Source organism: Cytobacillus sp. NJ13, from assembly GCA_030348385.1.
Classification (GTDB): domain Bacteria; phylum Bacillota; class Bacilli; order Bacillales; family Cytobacillaceae; genus Cytobacillus.
The window spans coordinates 1,321,085-1,347,479 of the sequence record JAUCFP010000006.1 but is presented as its reverse complement, the minus strand read 5'-3'; the positions used below and the strand labels follow the sequence as shown (position 1 = coordinate 1,347,479).

Below are 26,395 nucleotides of genomic sequence, written 5' to 3'. Positions count from 1 at the left end.
TGGTTAAATCATTTCTTCATCACTGGTTCTCCGGTCTGTCTTTTCAGGAGGAATCTTGGAAAGCTGATCCATAGGCTCCATCATAGATTCAAGAAGACTTCCTTTAATTTGATTCTGTTCTTCCGTGCTATCTGGCTGAGTACCTTCGCGTTTGTCCATTATTTCACCTCATTTAATATTTTTTCATAGAATTTACTTCCCCCTTCATGATTATTCCAAAAACCGAGAAGTCATAGGTTAAATTCTCTGCCAATGGAAATAATGGAAGCTAAAAGATCTTATGGAGAAAACGTATGACAAATATATTATTGATTGCAGCTCTGGCTATGATTTCTATATTATTTATCTTTTTAATTTTCATGCTGATCGGCTGGCGCTGGATCATGAAGCGGCTCGTTAAGCAGGCTGGGAAAATAATTATGACAGACAGCTACCAGGAAAATCTCATTGAGCTGATTCCCGGCTTCAAGCATATGGGCATTCAAAATGCACTTGAAAACAACCTGCGTGCCGAAACGGGTGATGTCCTGCACCGCCCATTTGGCTCATCGAAAAAATGGCCGCATTTCGATGAGATTACCTTTATCCCTGCACAGACATCTCCCTTTGCTACAGACGGAGATGAAGACGTTGATGTGAAAGTGACAATCGGGCCAAAAGCGAAAAAACCGATGAAAATTAAAATCCCCATGATGATTAGCGGAATGGCCTATGGAATTGCATTGAGTGAGCAAGTGAAAATTGCGCTGGCATCAGCTGCTAAGAATACAGGAACGGCCGTCAATTCCGGCGAAGGAGGAATCCTCCCTGAAGAGCTTGAAAGTGCAGGGAAGTATATCCTACAGTTCTCCAAAACTGAGTGGGGAAAGGAAGAAAAAACCATCCAACGTGCAGACATGATTGAAATTAAGCTGGGGCAGGGAGCTGTAATGGGGATGGGAGGAAACATATCTCCTGAAAATTTAACTGGCCGTGCAAGGGAAGTAATGGGGTTAAAGGAAAATGAAACTGCCCATATAATGGAGCACTTTTTTGATAAACAGACATTGAAGGATTTAAAGGAACTGGTAGATGAACTCCGCAAAATGACTGGAGGTGTTCCAATTGGTGCAAAAATAGGGGCAGGAGGAAAAATAGAAGAAGACATTGACCATTTAATCGAAATGGGCGTTGATTTTATAGCGGTTGATGGGGGACAGGGAGCATCTGTCGGTGCACCGCCCTTACTGGCAGATGATTTTGGAATACCAACCATGCATGCCCTCATCCGAGCCTCCAATCACCTTGAAAAACGAAAAAAGAAGGGGGAAATCAGCTTAATTGTATCAGGCGGCCTTTTTACACCAGGCCACTTCTTAAAAGTTCTTGCTCTTGGAGCGGATGCAGTCTATCTTGGATCCGTCATGCTGTTTACCGTTTCCCATAAGCATACCTTGAATGCTCTTCCTTTTGAACCGCCCACACAAACTGTCTGGAACGAAGGAAAATTCAAGGATACTTTTAGTATCGAAGATGGGACCAAATCTGCAGAAAAGTTCCTAACCGCGAGCACGGAGGAAATCAAAATGGCGCTGCGTGCAATGGGAAAAAAATCAATAAAAGAATTATCCAGGAAAGACCTTGTGTCCTATGATGAGCTGACGGCGAAAATGATCGGGATTCCATTTTCATTTGAACCATGGGAGGACAAATCAAAGAAAACAGAATAACCGCCTGGCGTTTGGAGCCAGGCGGTTATTCATCAATGTCTCTCTTAACTTTTGATTTCTTCGGGGGCTGAAACCGATGCGGATTTTGCGTTCTTAAATACACCGGCCTCAAAGGCTGAAAGGGGAATCTGAGAAAAGAATCTTTCAAGTCCCTGTATCTGGGCGGATAAAATGGCTCCAAAAATGGTCTTCCTAAAGATGTCAGCCTGATCATATGAGTCAGCAAAATGCAGGAGCAAAATAACACGCCTACAAAACCCCATAAGTTAGCGAAAAATAAAAACGGAAATCTTAGGAAGCGAATGGTGTTGTTCATCTTATATACAGGTGTTGTAAATGAGGCAAGAGCAGCCAGGGCGATTATGATTAAAAGGATATTACTTGTCAGGCCAGCCTGCACAGACGCAGTCCCGATAACGATACCGCCCACGATACCAATTGTCTGGCCGATTTTTGTAGGCAATCTGGCTCCAGCTTCTCTTAAAAGCTCAATTACCAGTTCAAGCATTAACGCTTCATAGAAAGGCGGCAGAGGAATATGCTCTCTTGAAGTCACCAGTGTTCCTAACAAATCAGTGGGGATGAGCTCCATATGATAAGTAAGCGTTGCAACATAAATGGACGTGATCTGTATGGAAAAGATAACCGAAAAAGCCCGCAATATTCTTGCAAAAGAAGCGATAGTCCAATTTAAAAAATAATCTTCAAAGGAACTGAAGAATTCAGAAAACGTTGTAGGGGTAATCAGCACTTGCGGCGACCCCTCTATAGCGATCACGATTTTTCCTTCAGCGAGGACAGCGGCTGCCCTGTCCGGCCTTTCTGTATCCAGCAGCTGAGGGAAAGGAGAGTTCTTATTATCTGAAATGAGCTGTCCAATATAAGAACTGTCAGTGATTTCATCAAAATCGATATTTTCGATTCTTTCTTTAACCATGCATACATAATCAACATTTGTGATTCCCTCAATATAGAGAACGGCCACCACTGTTCTGGATATGCTTCCGATTATATATTCCTCAATGATCAGTTCAGAGATGGGCAGCCGTTTGCGGATTAAATTCAAATTATTGCCTAAGGACTCAACAAAGGCTTCCTTCGGTCCAATAACCGTTTGCTCAACTTCCGGATGCGTCAGCTCCCTTACATATGAACATTTAGCAGCCATAAAAGCCGCTTTTTGCTTTTCAGCTTCTGCTGTAACCATCACATAGCCATTCAAAAGCAAATGCTCTGCTTTTGAAAGATCCTCACAAATTTGTATGCTTGCGGATGGCAAAAGCTTTTTCAAATCATCGATTTCGCTGAACTCACCCTGAAGAAGCTGAGGGAGCAGACTCTTGGTGATCATTTTTTGGTCAGTCAGCGTTTTAAAATAAATAAAAGAAAAACAGAGGCCAGTTTTTCTATTGCTATAATTTACTTTTTGAAAATCATGAGATCGTGAAAATGACTTTTCCAGCTCGTCAAGTTCAATCCCGGAAATACTGTTCTTCTTTTTTAAGTCTTTTTTCATACACAAATCACCAGTTTGTTTTGGCATTATGTGTTAGTGTTACCGTTTTTGGAAGGATTATGAATAAATAAACGGGGAATAGCTAAAAAAAACCTTCCTGAAAAATGAGGAAGGCATTGTTAATTATACGGATTCTTCTTCCGGCTGTTTAAAACAGGCAGAAACAAGAATTTCAAGATTCTCAAATTCTTTAGCATCAAAAAAAGTAATGCAGCTGCGCAAAGTATTCAGTGCGCTATCAATAAGAAATTTTCTTGGCTTTTTCGAATGAACCATTTCTTCCTGAATAAAGTCCAGAAGATCCATGCAATCGTTCTGATCTGCCTGCTGTATAGACTTTTTTAAAGTCAAAAGGGATTTGCAAAGAATATGCACATTTCTATGATCTTTCTCCTTAAATCTATTTTCAATCAGTTCAGGCTTCAGCAGGTATTCATCGGCAGAACTAACCTCTTCAACGACCTTCCTAATTCTTTCTACACTATAACGGACCACAGGATTAATGCTAGAAGAGAACTCAAAGAATTTTGTATAGTATTTTACGTTATGATGGAGGATTCCAAGGAACATCACAGCGCAGTCCAGCAAATAGGGTTTCTTGTCTTCACCAAAAATTTCAATAAACCGGTTGAAAATCCAATCCACCATTCTAAGCTGGCCTTCCTTAATGAACTGTTTGAGTTCAGGGTCATTTGAAACAAGTACTTCTTCAAAAAGGGCAACCAATTTATTCGTCCGATTCATATTCATTTGCAGTTCTATCTGCTGTGTGAATACTTCTATGCTGCTTGGATCCTGGCCAATAAGGAGCTTATTGCGTTCAGCTTCCATTTTTTTATGCAATGTTTTAAAAATGGACATAAGCAGCTCGTTTTTTGAAGAAAAATAATTATAGAAAGTTCCTTTAGAAATCCCGCTGTATTCTAAAATATCCTGAATGGAGGTAGCCTGAAAACCTTTATCCAGGAATAATTGATGTGCTTTTTTTATTACATGCAGTTTCCTGTCATTCATTTATTATCACCTGTCATTTTATTTGGACTATGTGTATAATCTAATAGTACATCATTCTAATATTTTTCACAAACCCTCTATTTAACAAGGATTTTTTTGTTGCAAATATTGTACTCATGGTATATTATATGGTTTGTGTGTAACGCAAGTATAAAAGAATGAACTGATAGTACAGGAGGAAAATGCAATGGAACAAGCAATAAATAATAAAACAGATCGACCGCCCTATGGGATCCTGGCTGTTTTAATGATTGGGGCCTTTATTGCCTTTTTGAATAATACATTACTAAATATTGCCTTGCCATCTATTATGGCAGATTTAGAAATTGAACCGGCAACAGTGCAGTGGCTGACTACAGGCTTTATGCTGGTCAATGGTATTTTGATCCCGGCTACTGCCTTTTTAATTGAAAAATATACAGTCCGCAGGTTATTTATTGTGGCAATGGGACTATTTACAATCGGTACACTTGTAGCGGGTGTTGCTCATGTATTCCCGGTATTGCTTGCAGGCAGAATGCTGCAGGCATCAGGATCGGCAATCATGATGCCCTTATTAATGAATGTTATGCTGATCAGCTTCCCTGTGGAAAAACGCGGGGCAGCAATGGGTGTATTTGGATTGATCTTAATGTTCGCACCAGCAATTGGGCCTACTCTTTCCGGATGGATTATTGAACATTATGATTGGAGAATGTTATTCCATTTCCTTTCACCGATTGCCGGTGTCATTCTAGTGCTTGGCGCCGTCATGCTGAAAGACAAGAAGGAAAAAGTGAATATTCGACTGGACCTGTTTTCACTTATCCTCTCTAGTGTAGGATTTGGCGGAATACTTTATGGATTCAGTTCTGCAGGGAATAAAGGCTGGGACAGCCCTCATGTGTATTTGACAATTGCTGTAGGAGTCATCAGTTTAGTATGGTTTATTCTAAAACAAACGAAATCTGATCGTCCAATGCTTAACTTTGACGTATATAAGTACCCGATGTTTGCCTTGTCATCAGCTATCAGCATGACAGTAAATATGGCGCTGTTTTCAGGGATGATTCTGATTCCAATTTACGTACAGACATTAAGGGGAATCTCGCCGCTGGATGCAGGATTGATGATGCTCCCTGGTGCAATCGTTATGGCTGTGATGTCGCCTTTAACAGGAAAGCTGTTCGATAAAATCGGCGGCCGGATCTTGGCGATCATTGGGTTAGCCATTACAGTGGGAACTACTTATGTATTCAGCAGGCTGACTCTGGAAACAACGTATACACAGCTGATTATTCTGAACTCAATCAGGATGTTCGGGATGTCCATGGTCATGATGCCTGTTTCTACGAATGGCTTGAACCAGCTGCCAAGAAGACTATATCCTCATGGAACAGCAATGAACAACACGCTGAACCAGGTGGCAGGTGCCATTGGTACAGCTTTATTGGTAACAGTTATGTCAACAAGAACGGAAACACATGCTGCGGAAATCGCGAAAGAAGCGATGAAAGGCGGGGCTATGGCTAATGGCGGCCAGATGACTGAAGCCGCTGTGGCGGAAATGCAGCAGCAAGTATTAATGAAAGCCATGCTTGAGGGTATCAACGACGCTTTCTTCGTAGCAACCTTTATCGCTGCAGCTGCACTGGTTCTGGCCTTCTTCATTAAACGCGCAACACCAATGGAAGACGCGGTCGAAGAGCCAAAGCAGGAGAATATGGTGCCTAAATTGGCAAAAAGTTAATTACTGGAGGGGGAATCTTAGGATTCCCTCTTTTTTATATAGTTATAAATGAAAAAGCCTGCAATGCTTTCTGAGCATTGCAGGCTTTCTTATTATCTATTTTTTCCAACTAATTTGATTGATTGATGTCCGCTGTGAGGGTGAGGTGAAAAAAGAATATGATCCAGATACAGAGCTTCCAGCTTTCGATCACTTAAATTAAACAAGCTATGATTATGCTGGAATTTTGATAGAGATAATAATTTGCTGATTAACGTTTCTCTGTTTAATGGCATGTAATGAACCCTCCCTTTTGTTAGTTTTATTTTAATTCATATTTATCCGATTAGTCAAGTAGGAATTAAATAATTAAAAACTATGTTTAAATTTAAAAAATTCAGAAAAGTATAGACGTTTTATGTTGGATCCAGTATCCTAATATTAGATAAGCTAAATTTATCTTAAGAGAGGAGGTTTAGGATTATAACGTGACAACTGCCAGTGATATTTTAAAAAAACTTGAGAATTTCTCAAGCGAAGAATTAGATCAGGTCTTTCATGTTATAAGGGCACTTAAAGGGTCAAAAAAGGAACTGCATTATACAGGGAGGCTTTTAGGGATCGGTTTTGAAGAAAATGGAGAAATGAGCATGGAATTGGGCATGCAGAATGCCAATACATATGATGTCGCCCAAGGAGGAGCTCTCTATACATTGGCAGATGTAGCTATTGGATTCCACATAATGACCCAGATACCACAAGATTCCGAAGTCTACACCTTGGAATTGAAAATGAATTATATCAGGCCTGGCAAAGGAAAAAAGTTGTATGCCAAACCTGCAATTGTTCATCTTGGCCGAAGTACTGTTGTTTCAGAGTGCAAAATTCTGGATGAAAAAGGGCAGGCAGTGGCAATCGCATTGGGAACATTTTTTTTAAAACATAAGGAGGGGGATTTAAAATGAGTGTAAAATTTGATGACGGATTACAAGTAAGGCGTGAAGTTTTAGGGGCTGAATACGTTGATAGCTCCATTAAAAACGCTACCAGTTTTACCAAGCCTCTTCAGGAATTAGTTACGGAATATTGCTGGGGAGAAATTTGGACTAGAGAAGGACTTCCTAAAAAGACGAGAAGCATGATTAATTTAGCTATGCTGACTGCACTAAACCGACCGCATGAATTAAAACTTCATCTGCGCGGTGCAATAAATAATGGAGTTACAAAGGAAGAAATTCAGGAGATCTTTTTACAGACTGCCATTTATTGCGGAGTACCGGCATCCTTGGATAGCTTTAAGACTGCCCAAGAAATTTTTAAGGAAATGGGAATAGAAGAATAATAGTCTGACTTATCATTACTTCCAGTTATGTAACACCATTCTAATAAGTCTTAAGGAATGGTGTTGCATTATTAAATTATTTAATTTTTAGATAATTAACACTATTATAAAATTTATTGTGTCGACAGCCGACAGGAAAGTGAAAGGAGGGAAATTGTGAGCCAGAAACCTCTTGAGAAGGCACTTCCGTTTTATCTGCAAATTCAGCAAGAAATTAAAGAGCGAATTTGGCACGGAGAATATAGACCAGGAGACCGATTATTTGAAGCACAGCTTGCCAAGCAATTCTCTATCAGCCGCAGCCCTGTTAGAGAAGCGATCCGGACTTTAATTAATGAGGGCCTTCTGTGTATGGATGAAAAATCTCAGATCACGGTATATAAGCCAACATTGAAAGATGTTAGAGATATCTATGGCTGCAGGATTGCACTGGAATCGGCTGCTGTGGCTCTGGCAGCAGAGCGGGCAACAGTGGCGCAAATAGCAGAACTGGAAAGTATCATAGCTGGAACAGAAGCGGCAATCAAAAAAAATGATAAGGAAGAAATCGTAAAGTGGAACACAAAGTTTCATGAGAAAATCATTTTAATAAGTGAAAATGAAAGGTTAAAAAAACTAGTGGATGATCTTCATTCATTAATTTATTATTACAGGCTTTTAAATATTGAGGGTGATGAGCGAGGACCAATCATTTTAAAAGGCCACAAGGAAATCTTTAAAGCGATCAGTGAAAGAAATCCAGAAAAAGCAGCACAATGTTTAATGGAACATACCCAGGAGGATTTAAAAAAACTGATATATCTTATTGAGGGAAAAGAGGAGATTAAATGAGGATTGTAGATGCTGAGGTTTTAACTGAAAGCGTTGCCAAGCTTTGCTGGGAAGCATGCTACTATTTACCCGAGGATGTTTTGGCAGGGTTTAAACGAGCTGAAAAAACAGAGGCTTCACCTATCGGGAAGTCCATTCTTCAGCAGCTGATGGAGAATGCAGAGGAAGCTAAAACCAATCATATGCCTTATTGTCATGATACGGGAATGGCTGTTGTTTTTGTTGAGATCGGGCAAGATGTGCATATTATAGGCGGAAATTACTTAGATTGCATTCAAGAAGGAGTTCGGACTGGATACAGGGAAGGGTATTTGCGCAAATCTGTTGTAGGAGATCCTTTGCTTCGTGTAAACACAGGAGATAATACCCCAGCAGTCGTACATACCGAAATTGTGCCTGGGGATCAAATTAAGATTACTGTCCTGCCAAAGGGCGGCGGCAGTGAGAATATGAGTGCCATGAAATTTCTGCTTCCAGGAGAAGGTGTAGAAGGTGTTAAGAATTTTGTCCTTCAGACAATCAAAGATGCTGGAGGGAAGGCATGCCCGCCCGTTGTGGTAGGAGTGGGGATTGGCGGCAGTTTTGATAAAGTAACATCTCTTGCGAAACATGCTGTATTAAGAGAAATTGGTGTTCACCATCCTGACCCTCATATTGCAGAGCTTGAAAAGGAATTACTGGAAGCCATTAATGATACAGGGATTGGACCTCAGGGACTTGGCGGGACGAGCACAGCATTATGGGTTCCTATCGAAACATTCGCATGCCATATTACAGCCTTGCCTGTGGCAGTTAATATTCAGTGCCATGCTGCAAGAAAGAAAACAATCGTTATTTAAATGAAATCTAGGAGGGATTCGATTGCCGGAATACAGGCTGCAAACACCTATAACCAAGGAAGATATAAAAAAATTAAAAATCGGCGATACTGTACTGCTGACAGGAACGATTTTCATGGCCAGAGACGCTGCGCATAAAAGAATGGTAGAGCTGCTTGAAAATAATAAGCCTTTGCCAGTGGAACTAAAAGGGGAAGTCATCTTTTATGCAGGTCCATGTCCTCCAAAGCCTGGTCAGGTAATAGGACCTGTGGCACCTACCACTGCATTTAGGATGGATCCATACGCACCCGCAATGTACGAATATGGCGTTGTCGGAACGATTGGCAAAGGACCAAGGAGAGATATGGTGAAGGATTCCTGCAAGAAACATGGCGCAGTTTCTTTTGCAGCGATTGGTGGATTGTCAACCATTCTAAGCAGGAGAGTAAAAGCTGTCCAGGTGGTTGCATATGAAGACTTAGGGCCTGAAGCAATTAGAAGATTAGAAGTTCAGGATTTTCCTTTGCTGGTTGCTTACGATTCAAACGGAGACGATTTATATCAGCAGGAGATTGCAAAATATGAAAATTATCATCAAAAAACAAATAAAGGAGCTGTTTAAAAATGAAAAAATATGAAATTGCTGTAATACCTGGAGATGGAATCGGAAAGGAAGTAGTTCCTGTATCTTTAAAAGTGTTAGAAACTGTAGCGGAAGTGCATGGCGGAATTAAATTTGATTTTAAATCCTTTCCATGGAGCAGTGATTATTATGTGGAACATGGTAAGATGATGCCTGATGATGGATTAAAAACATTAGAAAACTTCGATTCTATTTTTCTTGGTGCCATCGGAAACCCAGCTTTATTGCCAGATCACATTGCCTTGTGGGGCCTGTTAATTAAAATCAGAAGGGAATTTGAACAATCCATTAATATTCGCCCTGCAAAATATTTTAAAGGCCTTAAATCCCCTCTGGTTAATCCAAATGATTTTGATCTAATAGTGGTAAGGGAAAATAGTGAAGGGGAGTATAGTGAAGTAGGAGGAAGAATTCACAAAGGTGAGGATCAACTCGCCATCCAGAATGCTGTTTTTACCAGAAAAGGGACAGAAAGAGCAATGCAGTATGCGTTTGAACTGGCAAAGAAAAGAAGGGGGCATGTGACATCAGCTACCAAGTCGAATGGCATTTTCCATTCTATGCCGTTCTGGGATGAAGTCTTTAATGATGTCAAGAAAGAATATCAGGATGTGCAGACGGCTTCCTACCATATTGATGCACTTGCCGCATTTTTTGTATCACGTCCCCAAATTTTTGATGTCATTGTAGCAAGCAATCTATTTGGCGATATTTTAACCGACATTGGTGGCGCAATTATGGGAAGCATTGGGATTGCTCCTGCAGCAAATATCAATATTAATGGAAAGTATCCATCCATGTTTGAGCCGGTTCATGGATCTGCTCCTGATATTGTAGGAAAAGGAATAGCTAATCCAATTGGCCAAATCTGGACTGCTAAAATGATGCTGGATCACTTCGGTGAAGAGGAATTGGGCAGTAAGCTGCTTGATATTATAGAGGACGTCACAAATGATGGTATTAAGACTCCTGATATTGGAGGAACTTCTTCAACAGAAGAGGTTGGAGACGAGATATGCAGACGGCTTAAAAAGGCGGTTTCAGTTTAAATCTTAAATATCGTAATAAAAGAATCCCAGTTTTTGAATCTGGGATTCTATTTATTGTAGGGTTTGTATATTTACTGTTGAATTATGCTCATGGCTTCAAGCTTAAGAGAGGGTCCGGCGTTCCCCGTCGCTTTGCGCTTGATAGTTACCTATTAATCCGCACTCAGGACATTGAATAAGCTTCACAAATGAGCACCTCACGAGCGAAAGCATTTTCAGGGATCGATTGCTTCCCGCTCCAAACAACAGGGTGAAAAAACAATTATAATCAGTAACCCAGCTTTTTTTTATTTATAAAGTTCTTGCCGGAAAGGATTTCTCCATGCTCTTTCTTTTTGAGTGAGAAAGGGAGTCTATATTTAAAGTACATAATTGATAGACATGTCTTTGAATATTTTAAAAAAACAACCGCTCCATAATTGGTGCGGTTGCCCTTTGAATCTTACTATTAAAAAAGCAGTTCTATTTGCTTTCTGCGTCCTCAATGATATCTTTGCCGATTTTTTCAGCCCACTCATTGTAAATTGGTTCAAGAGTCTTCTTGAACTCTTCGATTTCAGCATCAGAAAGCTCATTGATTTCAACTTGCCCATTTTCTTTTAATTTTGCCAATGCATCGTCATTAAGCTTTTTAGCAGATTCTCTTGCCAGCTTTGTTCCTTCGTCAACACCTTTTTGTACGATTGCTTTTGTTTCCTCATTTAAGCCATCCCAGAATTTTGTATTAGTCAGCAAAGCATAGTCAACACGGGTATGCCCCATAATCGTCATATACTTTTGAACTTCATCAAACTTTTTCGATTCAATATTGCTGAAAGTGTTTTCCTGTCCATCAACAGTTCCCTGCTGAAGGGCAGTATATAATTCACCGAAAGGAATAGAAGCAGACCCAGCTCCTAATTCACCATAAATTTCTTCAAGCAATTGTCCGCCTTGAGTACGGATTTTCATCCCATCTAAATCCTCAGGCTTCTTGATTGCCTTTTTATCATTAGTCATGTGCTTTGCGCCATTTGGCCACATAGCCTTCCCAAGTACTCCGTCTTTTTCCAGACGCTTAAAGATTTCCTGCCCTTTTTCCCCATCCCAGAACGCATTAGCAGCTTCATCGCTTTCAAATAGGAAAGGCATTGCAGGGATATTGAATCCAGAGTCGTTACCAACAAGCTTGGACATATCAGGCAAAATGAATTGAACATTGTTTGCAACAAGGTTCTGATATTCATCCTTATCGCCAAATAAAGAGCTGTTAGGATACACTTGTACTTTAATCTTGCCGTCTGACTCTTTTTCAATGACTTCTTTCATTTTTAGTGCACCTTGATGTTTAGGGGTATTTTCAGCTACTACGTGAGCAATTTTTATTGTTATCTCTTGGACTCCATCACTTTCAGCACCGCCGCCAGAACCTTCAGTTTTCTCAGAATTGCCGCACGCCGCCAGGGCGAACATCATTACCAGAGCCAGAGCTGCCAGGAACAACTTCTTCATTTTTATCATTTATAATCCCCCTTTTTAATAAATAATTTGATACAAACTTATTAATTTCTGTATGGTCAGCTTCTTTGTCTAAGGCATTGCTTGCTTCACTAAATTTTTGATAGACGATCTCTGGCAGTGAAGTAGCAGCATCTGCATCTTTAAAAAGCTGATTTGCCATGCCAATGTCTTTTTTGATCAATTCAAGAGAAAATCCGGAATTATAAGTTTCTGTCAAAATGAAACTCGGGAACTTGTATTCTGTAGAGCCGCTCCTGCCGGTGCTTTGATTAATCACATGGATTGCCTTATCAGGCTCCACACCAAAGTTCTCCAGCAATTGAACAGCTTCACAAGATGCTAAAAGATGGGTGGCTGATAAGTAATTATTAATTGCTTTTATTAAGTGGCCGCTTCCGGATGGCCCAACTAAAGAAATGCTGCTGCCCAAGGCGCATAGCAAACGCTTACATTTATCAAAATGATCAGCTGATCCGCCAGCCATAATCGTCAATGTTCCATCAACTGCTTTTTTAACTCCGCCGCTTACAGGCGCATCAACAAAGCCTATATTATAGGGTACAAGTTTTCTGCTATTTTCTTTCGTATCAGCCGGATAAGAACTGCTCATATCAATAATCATGAGAGAATCCTTATCTTGGAAAATACCGGAAGCTTTTGCGGCTATGATTTCTTCTACTACTTTGTTAACGATTACAGAAGAAGGGAGCATTAGCACAATGTACTGCACGTTATGAATCCATTCTTTCATGCTGCCGGTATTGCCGCCCAATGCCTGGAGTTCGATTAATGCGTTTTCATTCACATCTGACCCAAAAACATGGTATCCGTTCTTTAGGAGATTCTTTGCCATTGGCAGACCCATTTTTCCCAGTCCGATAAAGCCAATAGTTTCTTTCATAAAAGAGCATCTCCCTTATGCCCCATATGTAAAGAGGGAACCTTTTTTCTTCTTTGGTCAAGAGCATTATTTTCCAGATTCTCATTGACTAAAGAGGTTTTTTTCTTTAGTGCCAAAGTACTTTCTTTTAAAAACACCATTCGACCTCCTTTTTGGATTTTGGATACAAAACAAATTTGACGAGGTGTTGATACAGGATGATAAAAATAGTATAACAAACCAATAGAATATTGTGAATACACAAAAAATAATAAAAAAATAAAATTTTCTGTTTATTTTTATTTCTATTTCTTGTATATTGAAAAAGTAACCAAGCATGGATTGGATACAATCCCAGAAAAGGAGTTGATTGTATGAAGCTCTTTAAATGGCTAGATCGCATCGAAGAAGGCACAGCAGGATTGCTATTTATAGGAGGAGTAGTTGTCAGTTTATATGGTGTATTTACCAGATATGTGTTGAATGCACCGCAGGCATGGGTCACTGAGATTTTTGAATTTCTGCTCGTTTGGTCTATTTTTCTCGGGTTTGGAATGGCTTTGAAGGACAATCGTCACATTCAGGTAGAGTTATTGTTTGATATGCTGCCAAAAGGACTAAAGCAAATCGTTGCAGGTATCAGCAATATTATTGGAGCATGCTTCTCCTTTTATCTTGCTTTTTCATCCCTTGAATTGATAACGCTTTCAAAGGAGCAGGGGATGACCACCATCGATGTCGGAATTCCTATTTGGATTACGTATCTTGTTCTGCCTGTGGGAATGAGTTTGCTGGGTCTCTATTTTATTGTGAAGGCTTATCGGGCTTTTACTGGGGATAAACGTGAAATTACAGGAGAACTTGAACACCTTTATGAAGAAATGCAGGAACTGAATAATGAAACTGATCAGAAGGGAGTAGGAGCATGAGTCCGGTTCTAGTATTGTTTTTGGTCTTTGCCATTCTTTGCCTTATTAGAGTGCCTATTGCGGTCAGCTTAGGGCTTTCTAGTGTTGTGGCTCTGTCCATGATCGACTTTACCCTATATACTGTCATCCAAAAAATGTTTAACTCCTTAAATTCAGCAACACTAATGGCCATTCCAGGGTTTGTATTTGCTGGAATTATTATGTCAAAAGGCGGTATATCCTTTCATTTGATTGAAGCTCTAAAATCGTGGGTAGGCCATATTCGCGGAGGACTCGCGGTTGTTACCATCCTTGCATGTATGATTTTTGCTGCTATCTCTGGTTCGAGTCCGGCAACAGCAGCAGCTATTGGAAGCATTATGATTCCAGGTATGGTTAAAGCAGGCTACAGCAAGCGCTATGCAATGGGTTTAGTTGCAGCAGCAGGGACACTTGGAATTTTGATTCCTCCTTCCATTCCATTAATTATCTACGCGTCTGTTGCAGAAGAATCTGTAGGTAAGCTATTTGCTGCAGGGATTATCCCGGGGTTAATGCTTGGCGGTATTTTACTTGTTTCTGCCATTGTTAATGCTAGGATTCATAACTATGGAAAATTGCCGAAGGAGCCAATGGATGTACGCTGGAAGAAAACCTATAAGGCTATATGGGGTTTCCTTCTTCCTGTTATTATCCTCGGAGGAATTTACTCTGGCATTGTAACCCCAACTGAAGCAGCATTTGTTTCCTGTTTCTATGGAATCATTGTCTCAGTATTCATTTATAAAGAAATGTCGTTTCCTAAATTCAGGGAAGTACTTAAGGAATCCATCAATATTACATCGATGATCTTCCTGGTTATTGCGTCAGCTATGATCTTCGGAATGTTCCTGACGACAGAGCAAGTGCCGCAAAGTTTCGCCGCGTGGATTGAAGAAAGCACAACCAACAAATGGATCTTTATGATTGGTGTTAATTTAATGTTCTTCGTGCTGGGAATGTTCCTGGAAGCTGTTGCAATTATCTTAATCACCTTGCCAATTTTGCTTCCGGTTCTAGTGATGTTTGACATTAATATAATTCACTTTGCGATCATTATGACGATTAATATGGAATTGGCAATGATTACGCCACCAGTCGGATTGAACCTTTTTGTTGTAAGCGGAATCACAAGGGAAAAAGTAGGGGAAGTAGTACGGGGGGTTCTGCCTTTCTTCGCTCTTATGGTATTGGCCCTTATTATAGTTGTTATTTTCCCGCAAATTTCATTGTTTTTAGCAAAATAATTCTTGGCAGTTTTTATAATGTTTAAGGAGTTTTTAAATGAATCAGGTCAAGGAGTTTCATACATTACAAGAAAAGGTTACAGATATGATTAGGGAATCTATTTTTAACCAGGTTTATAAACCGGGGGAGAGATTGATTCAAGATGAATTAGCTTCAAGATTTGGCGTGAGCAGGATGCCAGTAAGAGAGGCTCTCCGCTGTTTAGAGAGGGAAGGATTAGTAGCATTTCTTCCCCATAAAGGAGCCCAGGTAATTGGATTCAGAAGGGAAGACATAGAAGAATTGTATTATCTGAGAGCACTCCTTGAGGGCATCACTGTTCAAAAATCAATGAATTTTCTTACAGAAGAGGATAAGTCAGAACTGCATCTATTTGTAGAAAAAATGGACCAGGATATTGAAAACAATGATATGGATTCCTTTATTAGCCATAATCATCAGTTTCACATGCTGCTGCAAAAGGGATGTGACTGGAAAAAGATTAAATTGCTGACCAAGGAATTTATTGAGGGATACCCAGCTCATGTTCCAAGTCTCATTCCAAAAACAATGTTTGTTTCGAATGAAGAGCATAAACAAATGTTAAGAGCACTTGAATTAAAGGATCCTATCATGCTGAGACAGCTGGTCGAAAGCCATATCATGAGAGCAGGGAATGCGCTTACTCAAGTAATTGAGTAAGCTATTTCTTCATAAATTCGGATCCAATATCCTAAAGGAGGAGATAATAATGGCACCAAAACGATCCTACTTATTTGTACCGGCCGTTTCTGAAAAAATAATGGGAAAAGCATTATCCAGTGCAGCAGACTGTGTCATTTTTGATTTGGAAGATGCTGTTGCCATTAATGAAAAAGAGATTGCTAGAGAAAGGGCAAAAAACTACTTGCTAAATTATCCAGCTGAAAAAGATGTGTATATCAGAATCAATGACTTTACTACAGTGTATTGGAAAAAAGATATCGAGAGTGCAGTTGAATCAGGTGCGAAGGGAATCATTGTTCCGAAAGCTGAAAGCGGAAGCAATATGAAAGTTATCTGCCAAACAGTGCTTGAGCTGCTTGAAAGGGCGGGCAGAAAGGGAGATTTTTTTGAGGTGCTGCCCCTTATCGAAACAGCTTTAGGTGTTCACTTTGCCTATGAAATTGCAAATTCTCATTATTTGGTTCCGAGGCTGGTGTTTGGTTCAATTGACTATTCACTTGATATAGATTGCGAGCTTACTGATGGAGGAGAAGAGCTTTATTTTGCAAGGTCACAAATTGTTAATGCATCAAGGGCGGCAGGGATCGGCAGCCCAGTGGATGCGGTATATCCAGATCTATCCAATGAAGAAGGGTTATACAGAGAGGCTGTCCGGGCTAGAATCTCAGGATTTAAATCCAAGCTGTCTATTCATCCAAAACAGTTAAATGCCATTCATCAGGTTTTTACACCGGACGAAAAAGTTTTGGAAGAAGCCAGAGAAATAGTAGAAGCGTTTGAAGAGGCTGAACTAAAGGGGAGTGCGTCCATTTCAGTAAGAAATAAATTAGTGGATTATCCTGTATATAAAAAAGCAAAAGGGCTTTTACACTATTCAGGTTTATAGGAGGAGAGATGAAAATGGTAACCACCCAAATTGCAAGAAATATCCACCATACAAATTTCGGTCAAATCAGCGGAAATGCTGTATATGAAGCAAAGAGAAGTCTATTAAACTGGCTCGGTGTTGCTATAGGAGCAGCCTATCATGAGTCAATGGACAAAGTATTAAATGTTTCAAAATTGATGGAAAGCACCCCGCAGGCATCTATTCTTGGAAGAAATGAAAAGACGGATATGCTTTTCGCAGCTTTGCTGAACGGCATGTCTTCCCATATTTATGACTTTGATGACACGCTGCTCGAAACAGTTCTTCATCCTTCTTCCCCTGTGTTTCCTGCTGTATTAGCGTATAGCCAATATAAGAAAAAAACAGGGAAAGAGGTTTTAGAGGCTTTCATTATAGGCTGTGAGGTTCAGGCTAGACTTGCTCTGGCTGTATACCCTTCCCACTACTGGCGGGGCTGGCACATTACCGGAAGTGTTGGAGGAATTGGCGCTGCTGCAGCAATGAGTAAGCTCTTAAGGCTTGACGAGGAGAAAACTTCCTTTGCTATTGGGATAGCCGCCACAGATCCTACCGGGTTAAGGGAAATGTTTGGAACAATGACAAAGCCTTATCATCCCGGAAAAGCAGCGATGAATGGGATGCTTGCTGCATTCATTGCAGGCGAGGGGTTTACAAGTTCTAAACAAGCATTGGAAGCAGAGCGCGGATTTATCAATGTTTTATCAGAAGAAACTAAAATGGAACTGCTGACAGATAACTGGGGAGATAAATGGGAAATTGAGAAAAACAGCTATAAGCCATTTGCCAGCGGCATTGTAACTCATCCGGCCATTGATGGAATTATTGCCATTCAGAGAGCAAATAACTTAAAAGCAGAAGAAGTAGAAGAAATTCATATTACAGGACATCCTCTAGTTAAAGAACTAACCGGCAAAACTGATTTTAAGACAGGTCTTGAAGGGAAATTTAGTGTATACCATTGCGTTGCTGCAGGGTTCCTTCATTTAAAAGCAGGCGTGAATGAGTTCACAGACGATTTCGTTAATAAACCGGAAGTAAAGGCTTTAAGGACAAAAATACAGCTGACGATAGATGAGAATATTAAAGAAGACCAGGTCAGATTAACAGTAAAAATGAAAGATGGCAGAGAACTCAGCCATTTTGTTGAACATGCTATTGGAAGTATGGATTTGCCGATGACTGATCAGCAATTGATTGAAAAATTCAAGGATGTAACGGGAAATATCATTAGTGAAGAAGCCAAAGAATTACTTATTGATCAAGTATACCGTCTAGAAGAAATAAAGGATTTGGAAGAATTTTTTCGGCTGTGTACACCAGTTGAATCAGCCAGCCGTATTTAGACAAAAGAAAGAAGGAGAGTAAATTGGGTTCTCCGAATACCAAGGCAAAAGTGAATTTTATGCCAAAGTCATCCTGGGTAACTTCCATTGGGTCATCAAAAACATTTACCCTGATGCTGGGTGCTGCTCTGTCTGCATCTGTCTATGCTGTTCTGCCTGGAAGCAGTGATTCTGCCAAAATAATGCTCGCCCTTTTAGTCTTAAGTGTCTTTTACTGGACATTTGAGCCTTTACCGCTTGGCGTTACTGCTGTACTGCTGCTAGTGTTAATGCTCTTATTCAAAATTGTGACCATGGACATTATCTTCAGCGGTTTTTCCTCACCAGCCATTTTTTTGATAATAGGGGGAATGATGCTGGCAAGAGGAGTAAATGATACCCCACTTGCTAAAAGACTTGCATATTTGATTTTGGCAAAGTGGGCCGGCACAGCAAAAGGTTTATTGGCAAGCATTTTGCTCATCCCTCAAATGCAGGCTTTTTTTATCCCTGCAGTAGCTGTAAGAGCTACCCTGATATTACCTGTTGCTTTAATGGCGCTCGATCATATAGGTGTTAAGAAGGATGGAAATCTGCGGAAAATGATACTGCTTGGTGTTGCATTTGGCGGAACAATAAGCGGAACGATTGTCATGACGGCAGCAATCGGAAATATCTTGACGGTAGAATTATTAAAGCAGTTTTTGGGGATTCAAATAACTTATTTACAATGGTTTATGTATACGGTTCCAATATGGCTGTTTTTAATTCCCTTATCCTGGCTGATATTAATCAAGTCATTTCCCTTGCCAAAAGAAAATGAAGAATTTCATCATTTGAAGGAGGAAATGGACAAAAAGCTGAAAGAGTTAGGTACTATCAATACAGATGAAAAAAAATGCATTGGAATTTTACTTCTGATTGTATGTTTATGGTTTACCGAACCGCTGCATGGACTCCATCCAAGCATACCAACCCTGATAGGTGTCATATTAATGGCATTTCCAGGTGTGGGCTGTTCAAAATGGGATAACATGGTAAAGATCAATTTTGATACTATTCTCATTATGGGTGTAACTTTATCGCTTGGCTATGCTTTTAATCAATCGGGGGCAGCCGAACTTGTAGGGGATACTTTAAGTGCGGGCTGGATTATTGATCTGCTTCGCTCACCGCTTACTGGAGTTGCATCCATTTTAATTATCACACAAATTCTGCATTTGGCTGTTGCCAATGTCTCAACAGCAGTTGTAACGCTTATTCCTATTTTTATCGGGCTGTCAGCCAAGTCAGGCGCAGATCCGGTATTAATATGTCTAACGGCCTCACTCGCATGCCTGCATGGATATATTCTTGTAGTTGAAGCAACTCCCAATATAATTGTTCATAGCACAGGCCAGATTCAGCAGAAAGAGTTTATTATCCCGGGAATCTATATGACTATTATTATGATGATTGTAACAATATTAACGGCTGTAACGTGGTGGAACTGGATCGGTTTTTTGTAAAATCAATTCAAATGTCAGAAAAGTGTAGACAATAATATTTGGATCCTGTATCCTAAAACTAAAATAGGATTAGGAAAGGTATTTGAAATATGTCTATGAATCAGGACTTACGAATTGAGAATAGGGATACACTCCACTTAAAAGTGTGCAATGTAATAAGAGAAGCGATTATCAGAGGGGATTTCAAGCCGGGCGAAAGGTTAAAGCAATCAGATTTGGCAGAAAAAATGGGCGTTAGCAGGATGCCTGTCCGAGAAGCATTTAGAAAGCTGGAATCAGAGGGACTTATTAAGCTGGAGCCACATAAAGGTGCTGTAGTGAAATCAATCAGCATTAAGGACATTGAAGAAATTTATGCCTTAAGATCTGAATTGGAGAAAATGGCTGTTTACCAAAGTGTTGATTTATTAACAGACGAAGATATCACCCAGCTTTCTTCGCTTGTAGCCGAAATGGAGAGGGCAGATGATGCAGACACTTTTGTACAGTATAACATTGACTTTCACCGATTGCTTGTAAAAAGGTGTAATTGGGAACGTCTTAATTCATTTATTGGCACATTGTGGAATGGCCTTCCGCAGCAAACACCACACCTTCTAACCGGACAAATTGAAACCTCAAATACAGAACATAGAAAAATCCTGGAAGCTGTTGTAAAAAAAGATAAAGAAACAGCTGCTGATCTTGTATCGGAGCATATCTACCGAACAGGAGAATCATTAATAGAAAGCCTGAAGAAAGAAGGGAAGTAAATTCCCTTTTTTTATAAATTGGATCCAATATCCAAAAAAGGAGAAATGAAATATGGGCAGAATGCTGGAGGATGTTAGTAAAACAATTCTTAAAGAACATGGTGTTCCTGTGCCAGGCCATGCAGTTATTTCGGTAAGTGAAGAAATTACTGAACATCATTTATCAAAACCATGTGTATTAAAAGCTCTGGTTCCGGTAGGAAAAAGAGGAAAAGCTGGGGCAATCAAATTTGCAGACACTGTAGAAGAGGCAAGGAGCAAAGCAGATGAAATTTTCGGTATGACAGTTAGAAATTTTCCTGTAGATAAGGTTTTGATAGAGGAAAAGATTGATATTGATGAAGAATGGTATGTTTCTATTACAATTGACCCTCAAAAACAGGTTCCGGTAGTTATTGCTACGACAGAAGGTGGAGTTGAAGTAGAAGATCTTGTTAGAGATTCACCTGAGAAAGTAGTAGTTTATCATGTTGAACCTTTTACTGAGCTTCATCCATACCAGTCAAAGGAAATTTGGAGCAGACTTGGGGTTACGGGCAAGCCTTTAGGAAAAGCTGCTGCAATCCTTTGCAAATTATATAATATCTTTCTTAATTATGACTGTTACATTTTAGAAATTAACCCATTGGTACTTACCAGGGATGAAAAAGTGATGGCAGCGGCTTCGGTTATGGGTGTGGATGATTCGGCGCTATACCGCCACCCGGAACTTGAAGGCAAGGTAGAATCAGGCAGTGAACGGTCCTGGAGGCCTTTAACCCAGCTTGAGAAGGATATGGTAAAAGTTAATGACGCAGATTATCGTGGAACAGCACGCTATACGGAAATGGATGGCGGTGAAATTGGTTTTATGTGCGGAGGGGGAGGCGGAAGCCTATTAAGTTTTGACGCCCTTATTAATTTAGGAGCCTCTCCTGCAAATTACTCAGAAACGGGAGGTAATCCGCCAGAAGAAAAAGTAACGGGATTAACAAAAGGAATCCTCTCCAAGGAAGGAGTAAGGGGCCTGTTTGTGGCACACAACATAACCAATAATACACAAATCGATGTCTTTGCCCGGGGAATTGTAAAAGCCATTGAAGAATTAGGCGTAGACCCTGAAACGTTTCCCATTGTTGTGAGGGAAGCAGGAGTTAATGACGAAGAGGGAAAAAGAATTTTTCTTGAAGCCGGTATTACGTATTTCGGGGAAGATTTAACGATTGAAGAAGCAGCAGCAGAAATGGTTAAAAAGATGAGAGGGGTATCCTAAATGTCAATTCTAATCAATCAAAACACTCGATTAGCTGTACAAGGAATTACAGGCCGGGAAGCTTCTATGATTGTCAGCCATACTCTTGCCTATGGTACTAAAATTTTTGCTGGCATTACACCTGGTAAAGGAGGACAGCATGTTCAAGGAGTACCAGTTTACGACACGGTTGCAGAAGCTGTTAAAAAGCATGATATTAATGCAACTCTTATTGTTGTGCCTCCTGCGTTTGCATTGGATGCTGTTCTCGAAGCAATATCCATTGGAATTAAGCTGATTGTTGTTACAACAGAAAATATACCTCAGCATGATGCAGTAAAATTGCTATACGCTGCGCGAAAAGAAAATGTTACGATCATCGGTCCTAATACGGTTGGCATGATCAATCCAAAGGACCGCATAAAGATGGGATCAATAGGTGGAGATCGGCCTGAACGCTGTTTCGTTCCTGGAAATGTCGGAGTGATATCAAGAAGCGGCGGGATGACTGCTGAAACCTCCTGGATGGTTAAGAGGGCCGGGTTTGGTGTTACAACAAGTATAGGCATTGGCGGAGATAGCTTGATCGGAACCACGATTAAAGACCTTCTTGTTCTGTTTGAAAAAGACGATGATACAGAAGCTGTTGTTACTTTTTCAGAGCCAGGAACCTCATTTGAAGAGGACGCTGCCCAATTATTAAAAGAGGGTGGTTTTACAAAGCCGTTAATATCATTTGTTGCCGGCAAGTTTACAGAATCCATGCCGGAAGGGACTGTTTTTGGCCATGCCGGTGCGATGATTTCCGGAAATACAGGCCGACCTTCATTAAAGATGAAAGCGCTTAAAGACTCAGGTGCAAATGTAGTGGAGAAGTATGATGATATCATTAGCGTTTTACAAACAGTTTTAGGAGCAAAAGTAGGTGAAGTAAAATGACATTAACCAGAATGTTAGCTGAATATGCTAGTAATGTTAGATTTGAAGATTTGCCTTATGAAGTTGTTGAGTATACCAAACTATGTATTTTGGATTGGTATGGCTCAGCACTTGCGGGAAAAGATGAAAAACCGATTCAATCCATATTAGAATTGACTCAAGAATGGGGCGGGAATGAACAAGCAACACTTATTACCGGGGGAAAGTCTTCAATTGGCAATGCCTGCTTAGTCAACGCAGCTGCCAGCCATATTGTAGAGCTGGATGATATTCATAAATCATCCATTATCCATGCCGGCACGGTGGTCATTCCAGCAGCTGCAGCTGTTGCTGAAGCCTATGGATTAAGCGGAAAAGACCTAATTACCGCTGTAGCTGTGGGTTATGAAATTTGCTACAGAATTGGAGAGGCTGTTTCTCCTTCCCATTATTATTTCTGGCATAACACAGCAACCTGCGGGACTTTTGGTTCTGCTGCAGCAGTAGCTAAGCTTCTTAACTTAAATGTGGAGCAAACGATGTATGCTCTCGGAAATGCTGGCACACAAGCAGCCGGTTTATGGGAGTTTATTGAGGATGGAGCTAACACGAAACAGCTGCATACTGCAAAAGCAGCTTATAATGGCGCACTTGCTGCCTTACTTGCAAAAAAGGATTTCACTTCCGCATCAAAAATACTGGAAGGCAGAAGGGGCTTTTTTAATGCCATGTCAGAGAAATATGATGCAGATAAAATTACAAGGAATCTTGGCAAAGAATTTAAGATTATAGAAAATAGTTTTAAAATCCATGCGTCCTGCCGCCACACACATCCAGCGATGGATTGTATTTTAAACATCATGAAGGAAAACGCCCTCACCCATGAGCAAATACAGAGCATCTCAATAAAAACCTATCAAACTGTCCTGAATATAACAGATAACCCAAACCCTGATACAGTGTACGCTTCTAAATTCAGCAGCCAGTTTTGCGCGGCACTCATTGCAATAAAGGGTTCTGCATCATTAAGAGATTATAATATAGAAATTTTACAATCGCCTGAGATTATAGAGTTGATGAAAAAAGTCAGTGTTGAAGCAGATCCTTATTATGAAAATGCTTATCCTGAAAAATGGGGGGCAAAGGTAGTCATTACATTGAATGATGGCAGAACATTCAGTGAAGGAACAGATTATCCAAAGGGTGATCCTGAAAAACCTGCGGATAAGGAAGAACTGATTCAAAAATTTATAACTATGACTTTAGACAAAGTATGGAACGCTGAAGAAAAGGTTCAGGCAATTTTACAATTAGAAGAAATTAGCGCAGCTGAAATGATGGAAGCGGGGGAAGAGTCGTGCAAACAAATACAGTAGCGCCTCTTTCAAATTCAAGAAGATTTGTTCTTACAAGACTGCATTCACTAGCGGGGCTAATCCCGCTAGGCCTTTTTTTAATACAGCACTTAATGGGGAATGCATTGGCTATCCTCGGAAGCGAGAAATATGATGAACATATTCACTTTATGCTCAATCTCCCATTTTTGCTCTTGCTTGAAATTGGATTTATAGCCATTCCCCTATTATTTCATGCTATATACGGAATCTATCTATCCTTCATTTCCAAACCGAATGCTCATGTATATAAATACAAACAAAACATAAATTTTCTGCTCCAAAGGGTTACAGGAATCATTACCTTTATTTTTGTTATTTATCATGTCTGGTCACTTAGAATTAGTCCTGTAATCAGCGGAAATGAGGTTAATCATCAGGTGGTTGGGGAACATCTGGCAAACCCTTTTATGATGATTTTTTATATGGCTGGTGTATTAAGCACAACCTATCATTTTACAAATGGAATTTCCACTGCTCTCATAACTTGGGGGTTAACAATTGGTCCTTCATCCCAAAAAGCGGTCAGGAATCTGTGCTTTGGATTGTTTATTATTTTAACTGTCTTGGGATTGGGAAGTCTAATTTCATTTGTTAGTTAAACGCCATCCAGGATGGCAAATACTAGAACTTTCAAATGGAGAGGGGATATTATGAATAACCAGGAAATTATTGTGATAGGCGGCGGCCTGGCAGGATTGATGGCCACTATTAAAATAGCAGAAGCCAAAAAGAAAGTGAAATTGTTTTCTCTTGTCCCGGTTCGCCGTTCCCATTCGGTGTGTGCGCAAGGTGGCATCAATGGGGCTGTAAATACAAAGGGAGAAGGGGACTCTGTATGGGAGCACTTTGATGATACGATTTATGGCGGTGACTTCTTAGCCAATCAGCCTCCTGTAAAAGCAATGTGCGAAGCTGCTCCGGACATTATTTATTTATTGGCTAGAATGGGTGTGCAATTTAACCGTACAGAAGAAGGCCATATTGATTTTAGAAGGCTGGGAGGCGCCAAATATTCCAGGACGGCTTTTGCTGGATCCACAACAGGTCAGCAAATTCTTTATGCGCTGGATGAACAGGTTCGCAAATATGAAGCTGAGGGTCTTGTTGAAAAATTTGAATACTGGGAATTAGTATCGCTTATTAAAGATGATGAAGGAAGATGCAGAGGCATTTCTGCTCAGAATTTAAAATCGATGGCAATTCAGACATTTAAATCAGATGCAGTCATTTTAGCATCAGGCGGTATTGGCAATATCTTTAGAAAAAGTACAAATTCGATCATCAATACAGGAAGTGCACATAGCATTGCATACCAGCAAGGGGCCAGATATGCAAATGGCGAATTTATTCAGATTCATCCAACTGCAATTCCAGGGGATGATAAACTTCGGCTGATGTCAGAGTCAGCCCGCGGTGAGGGTGGAAGAGTATGGGTCTACAAAGATGGTAAACCATGGTATTTTCTCGAGGAGAAGTATCCTGCTTACGGAAATCTCGTTCCTAGGGATATTGCAACAAGGGAAATCTTCCATGTATGCGTTGACCTCAAGCTTGGCATCAACGGAGAAAATAAGGTTTACCTTGATCTTTCCCACCTGCCTGCAGAATTACTGCAGAGAAAGCTTGGCGGAATTCTTGATATCTACGAAAAATTTGTGGGCGATGATCCAAGAAAGCTCCCGATGAAAATATTCCCGGCTATGCATTACTCAATGGGAGGCCTCTGGGTTGATTATGATCAGATGACAAATATACCAGGCCTTTTTGCATGCGGAGAATGTGATTACCAATTTCACGGTGGAAACCGCCTTGGAGCTAATTCCTTAGTTTCGGCTATATATGGAGGGATGGTGGCAGGCCCTAATGCTGTCAGCTATATAAATAGCCTTGAAAAATCTTGTGAAGACCTTGCACCATTCATTTTTGAAAATGAACAGAGAAAGCAAGAAGAAGAAGTTGAAAAAATCTACAAAATGAACGGGCATGAAAATCCATATCAGCTGCATGTCGAGATGAGTGACTGGATGGTGGATAATGTGACCGTTGTCAGATATAATGATCGCCTTCAAAAAACAGATGAGAAGCTTCAGGAACTTCAGGCGCGTTTCAGGAACATTGGAATTGATGATACATCAAGGTGGCATAACAGAACCGTACCGTTTGTCCGTCAGCTTAAAAATATGCTTGAGCTTTCCAGGGTCATTACGCTTGGCGCTCTTAACCGGAATGAGAGCAGGGGGGCCCACTATAAACCTGGGTTCCCTAATAGAGATGATGAGAATTGGCTAAAAACTACAATTGCTACGTATACCCCGTTTGGTCCAAGCCTTTCTTATGAACCAGTTGATCTTAAATATATCGCTCCAAGGCCAAGGAGATATGACATTGTAACATCAGGGCAAAAAGAAGAGGCATCAAAAGTATAAGGAAAAGAAGGTGAAAAG

The 26,395-nt window shown here is 40.3% G+C and carries 27 protein-coding genes; 20 read left to right on the top strand and 7 right to left on the bottom strand.

Translation table 11 applies throughout. The annotated features are described in order from the left end of the window. Positions 1–3: 3 nt before the first annotated feature. Positions 4–159: a hypothetical protein gene (locus tag QUF73_06580; protein ID MDM5225876.1), complete on the bottom strand. Its 156-nt coding sequence runs from the start codon at positions 157–159 to the stop codon at positions 4–6. Between the two features lie 134 nt (positions 160–293). Between QUF73_06580 and QUF73_06575 the strand changes: the two genes are divergently transcribed. After that, on the top strand, positions 294–1,709 hold the full coding sequence (locus QUF73_06575; GenBank protein ID MDM5225875.1) for an FMN-binding glutamate synthase family protein: 1,416 nt from the start codon (positions 294–296) through the stop codon (positions 1,707–1,709). Between the two features lie 25 nt (positions 1,710–1,734). Here the strand turns inward: QUF73_06575 and QUF73_06570 are convergent, their stop codons facing one another. Both QUF73_06570 and QUF73_06565 read right to left on the bottom strand, forming a co-directional pair. Next, entirely contained in the window at positions 1,735–3,225 is a 1,491-nt protein-coding gene (locus QUF73_06570) for a spore germination protein (GenBank protein MDM5225874.1), read from the bottom strand. Between the two features lie 123 nt (positions 3,226–3,348). Then, the gene (locus QUF73_06565; protein MDM5225873.1) at positions 3,349–4,239 is read right to left on the bottom strand and encodes a TetR/AcrR family transcriptional regulator; all 891 of its coding nucleotides are present in this window, start codon (positions 4,237–4,239) and stop codon (positions 3,349–3,351) included. 187 nt (positions 4,240–4,426) lie between these two features. Between QUF73_06565 and QUF73_06560 the strand changes: the two genes are divergently transcribed. Further along, positions 4,427–5,968, top strand: a complete 1,542-nt coding sequence (locus tag QUF73_06560; GenBank protein ID MDM5225872.1) for a DHA2 family efflux MFS transporter permease subunit — start codon at positions 4,427–4,429, stop codon at positions 5,966–5,968. A gap of 92 nt (positions 5,969–6,060) precedes the next feature. Here the strand turns inward: QUF73_06560 and QUF73_06555 are convergent, their stop codons facing one another. Beyond that, positions 6,061–6,243 carry a hypothetical protein gene (locus QUF73_06555; GenBank protein ID MDM5225871.1) on the bottom strand — a complete coding sequence of 61 codons (183 nt, stop codon included), beginning with the start codon at positions 6,241–6,243 and terminating at the stop codon, positions 6,061–6,063. Positions 6,244–6,435: 192 nt separating this feature from the next. Between QUF73_06555 and QUF73_06550 the strand changes: the two genes are divergently transcribed. The 6 genes from QUF73_06550 (at position 6,436) to QUF73_06525 (ending at position 10,633) form a co-directional block, all read left to right on the top strand. After that, positions 6,436–6,912: a PaaI family thioesterase gene (locus tag QUF73_06550; protein ID MDM5225870.1), complete on the top strand. Its 477-nt coding sequence runs from the start codon at positions 6,436–6,438 to the stop codon at positions 6,910–6,912. Beyond that, entirely contained in the window at positions 6,909–7,289 is a 381-nt protein-coding gene (gene pcaC / locus QUF73_06545; GenBank protein ID MDM5225869.1) for a 4-carboxymuconolactone decarboxylase, read from the top strand. Before QUF73_06550 ends, pcaC begins: the two co-directional genes overlap by 4 nt. Before the next feature lie 156 nt (positions 7,290–7,445). Further along, on the top strand, positions 7,446–8,120 hold the full coding sequence (locus QUF73_06540; GenBank protein ID MDM5225868.1) for a GntR family transcriptional regulator: 675 nt from the start codon (positions 7,446–7,448) through the stop codon (positions 8,118–8,120). After that, entirely contained in the window at positions 8,117–8,959 is an 843-nt protein-coding gene (locus tag QUF73_06535) for a fumarate hydratase (protein ID MDM5225867.1), read from the top strand. The genes QUF73_06540 and QUF73_06535 overlap by 4 nt, the downstream gene beginning before the upstream one ends. A gap of 22 nt (positions 8,960–8,981) precedes the next feature. Next, positions 8,982–9,563, top strand: coding sequence for a FumA C-terminus/TtdB family hydratase beta subunit (locus QUF73_06530; GenBank protein MDM5225866.1), 582 nt, complete (start codon positions 8,982–8,984; stop codon positions 9,561–9,563). 2 nt (positions 9,564–9,565) lie between these two features. After that, complete coding sequence (locus QUF73_06525) at positions 9,566–10,633, top strand: tartrate dehydrogenase (protein MDM5225865.1); 1,068 nt, start codon at positions 9,566–9,568, stop codon at positions 10,631–10,633. A 462-nt stretch (positions 10,634–11,095) separates the two neighbouring features. On the opposite strand, the gene QUF73_06520 is transcribed toward QUF73_06525, so the two are convergent. From QUF73_06520 to QUF73_06510, 3 genes are read right to left on the bottom strand one after another with little or no spacing between them, the layout of a single operon-like run. Then, positions 11,096–12,133 carry a DctP family TRAP transporter solute-binding subunit gene (locus QUF73_06520; protein MDM5225864.1) on the bottom strand — a complete coding sequence of 346 codons (1,038 nt, stop codon included), beginning with the start codon at positions 12,131–12,133 and terminating at the stop codon, positions 11,096–11,098. Beyond that, positions 12,054–13,034, bottom strand: a complete 981-nt coding sequence (locus tag QUF73_06515) for an NAD(P)-dependent oxidoreductase (GenBank protein ID MDM5225863.1) — start codon at positions 13,032–13,034, stop codon at positions 12,054–12,056. The genes QUF73_06520 and QUF73_06515 overlap by 80 nt, the downstream gene beginning before the upstream one ends. Then, on the bottom strand, positions 13,031–13,174 hold the full coding sequence (locus QUF73_06510) for a hypothetical protein (GenBank protein ID MDM5225862.1): 144 nt from the start codon (positions 13,172–13,174) through the stop codon (positions 13,031–13,033). The genes QUF73_06515 and QUF73_06510 overlap by 4 nt, the downstream gene beginning before the upstream one ends. Before the next feature lie 213 nt (positions 13,175–13,387). On the opposite strand from QUF73_06510, the gene QUF73_06505 reads away from it, so the two are divergent. From QUF73_06505 to sdhA, 12 genes are all read left to right on the top strand, one after another. Next, entirely contained in the window at positions 13,388–13,942 is a 555-nt protein-coding gene (locus tag QUF73_06505; GenBank protein ID MDM5225861.1) for a TRAP transporter small permease, read from the top strand. Beyond that, the gene (locus QUF73_06500; protein MDM5225860.1) at positions 13,939–15,207 is read left to right on the top strand and encodes a TRAP transporter large permease; all 1,269 of its coding nucleotides are present in this window, start codon (positions 13,939–13,941) and stop codon (positions 15,205–15,207) included. The genes QUF73_06505 and QUF73_06500 overlap by 4 nt, the downstream gene beginning before the upstream one ends. 37 nt (positions 15,208–15,244) lie before the next feature. Continuing rightward, complete coding sequence (locus tag QUF73_06495; protein MDM5225859.1) at positions 15,245–15,889, top strand: GntR family transcriptional regulator; 645 nt, start codon at positions 15,245–15,247, stop codon at positions 15,887–15,889. 49 nt (positions 15,890–15,938) lie between these two features. Further along, a complete protein-coding gene (locus QUF73_06490) occupies positions 15,939–16,799 on the top strand; it encodes a CoA ester lyase (GenBank protein MDM5225858.1) in 861 nt (286 codons plus the stop codon). An 8-nt stretch (positions 16,800–16,807) separates the two neighbouring features. After that, positions 16,808–18,166, top strand: a complete 1,359-nt coding sequence (locus QUF73_06485; protein MDM5225857.1) for an MmgE/PrpD family protein — start codon at positions 16,808–16,810, stop codon at positions 18,164–18,166. Positions 18,167–18,189: 23 nt separating this feature from the next. After that, a complete protein-coding gene (locus QUF73_06480; protein MDM5225856.1) occupies positions 18,190–19,653 on the top strand; it encodes a DASS family sodium-coupled anion symporter in 1,464 nt (487 codons plus the stop codon). A gap of 89 nt (positions 19,654–19,742) precedes the next feature. Beyond that, positions 19,743–20,405: a GntR family transcriptional regulator gene (locus tag QUF73_06475; protein ID MDM5225855.1), complete on the top strand. Its 663-nt coding sequence runs from the start codon at positions 19,743–19,745 to the stop codon at positions 20,403–20,405. Positions 20,406–20,457: 52 nt separating this feature from the next. Next, positions 20,458–21,657: an ATP citrate lyase citrate-binding domain-containing protein gene (locus tag QUF73_06470; GenBank protein MDM5225854.1), complete on the top strand. Its 1,200-nt coding sequence runs from the start codon at positions 20,458–20,460 to the stop codon at positions 21,655–21,657. Then, positions 21,658–22,575 carry a CoA-binding protein gene (locus QUF73_06465; GenBank protein MDM5225853.1) on the top strand — a complete coding sequence of 306 codons (918 nt, stop codon included), beginning with the start codon at positions 21,658–21,660 and terminating at the stop codon, positions 22,573–22,575. Further along, positions 22,572–23,930 (top strand): MmgE/PrpD family protein, encoded by a 1,359-nt coding sequence (locus tag QUF73_06460; GenBank protein MDM5225852.1) that lies wholly within the window; start codon positions 22,572–22,574, stop codon positions 23,928–23,930. Before QUF73_06465 ends, QUF73_06460 begins: the two co-directional genes overlap by 4 nt. Continuing rightward, on the top strand, positions 23,912–24,550 hold the full coding sequence (locus tag QUF73_06455) for a succinate dehydrogenase (protein MDM5225851.1): 639 nt from the start codon (positions 23,912–23,914) through the stop codon (positions 24,548–24,550). Before QUF73_06460 ends, QUF73_06455 begins: the two co-directional genes overlap by 19 nt. Before the next feature lie 51 nt (positions 24,551–24,601). Then, positions 24,602–26,377, top strand: coding sequence for a succinate dehydrogenase flavoprotein subunit (sdhA, locus tag QUF73_06450; protein ID MDM5225850.1), 1,776 nt, complete (start codon positions 24,602–24,604; stop codon positions 26,375–26,377). The last annotated feature ends 18 nt before the right edge of the window (positions 26,378–26,395 follow it).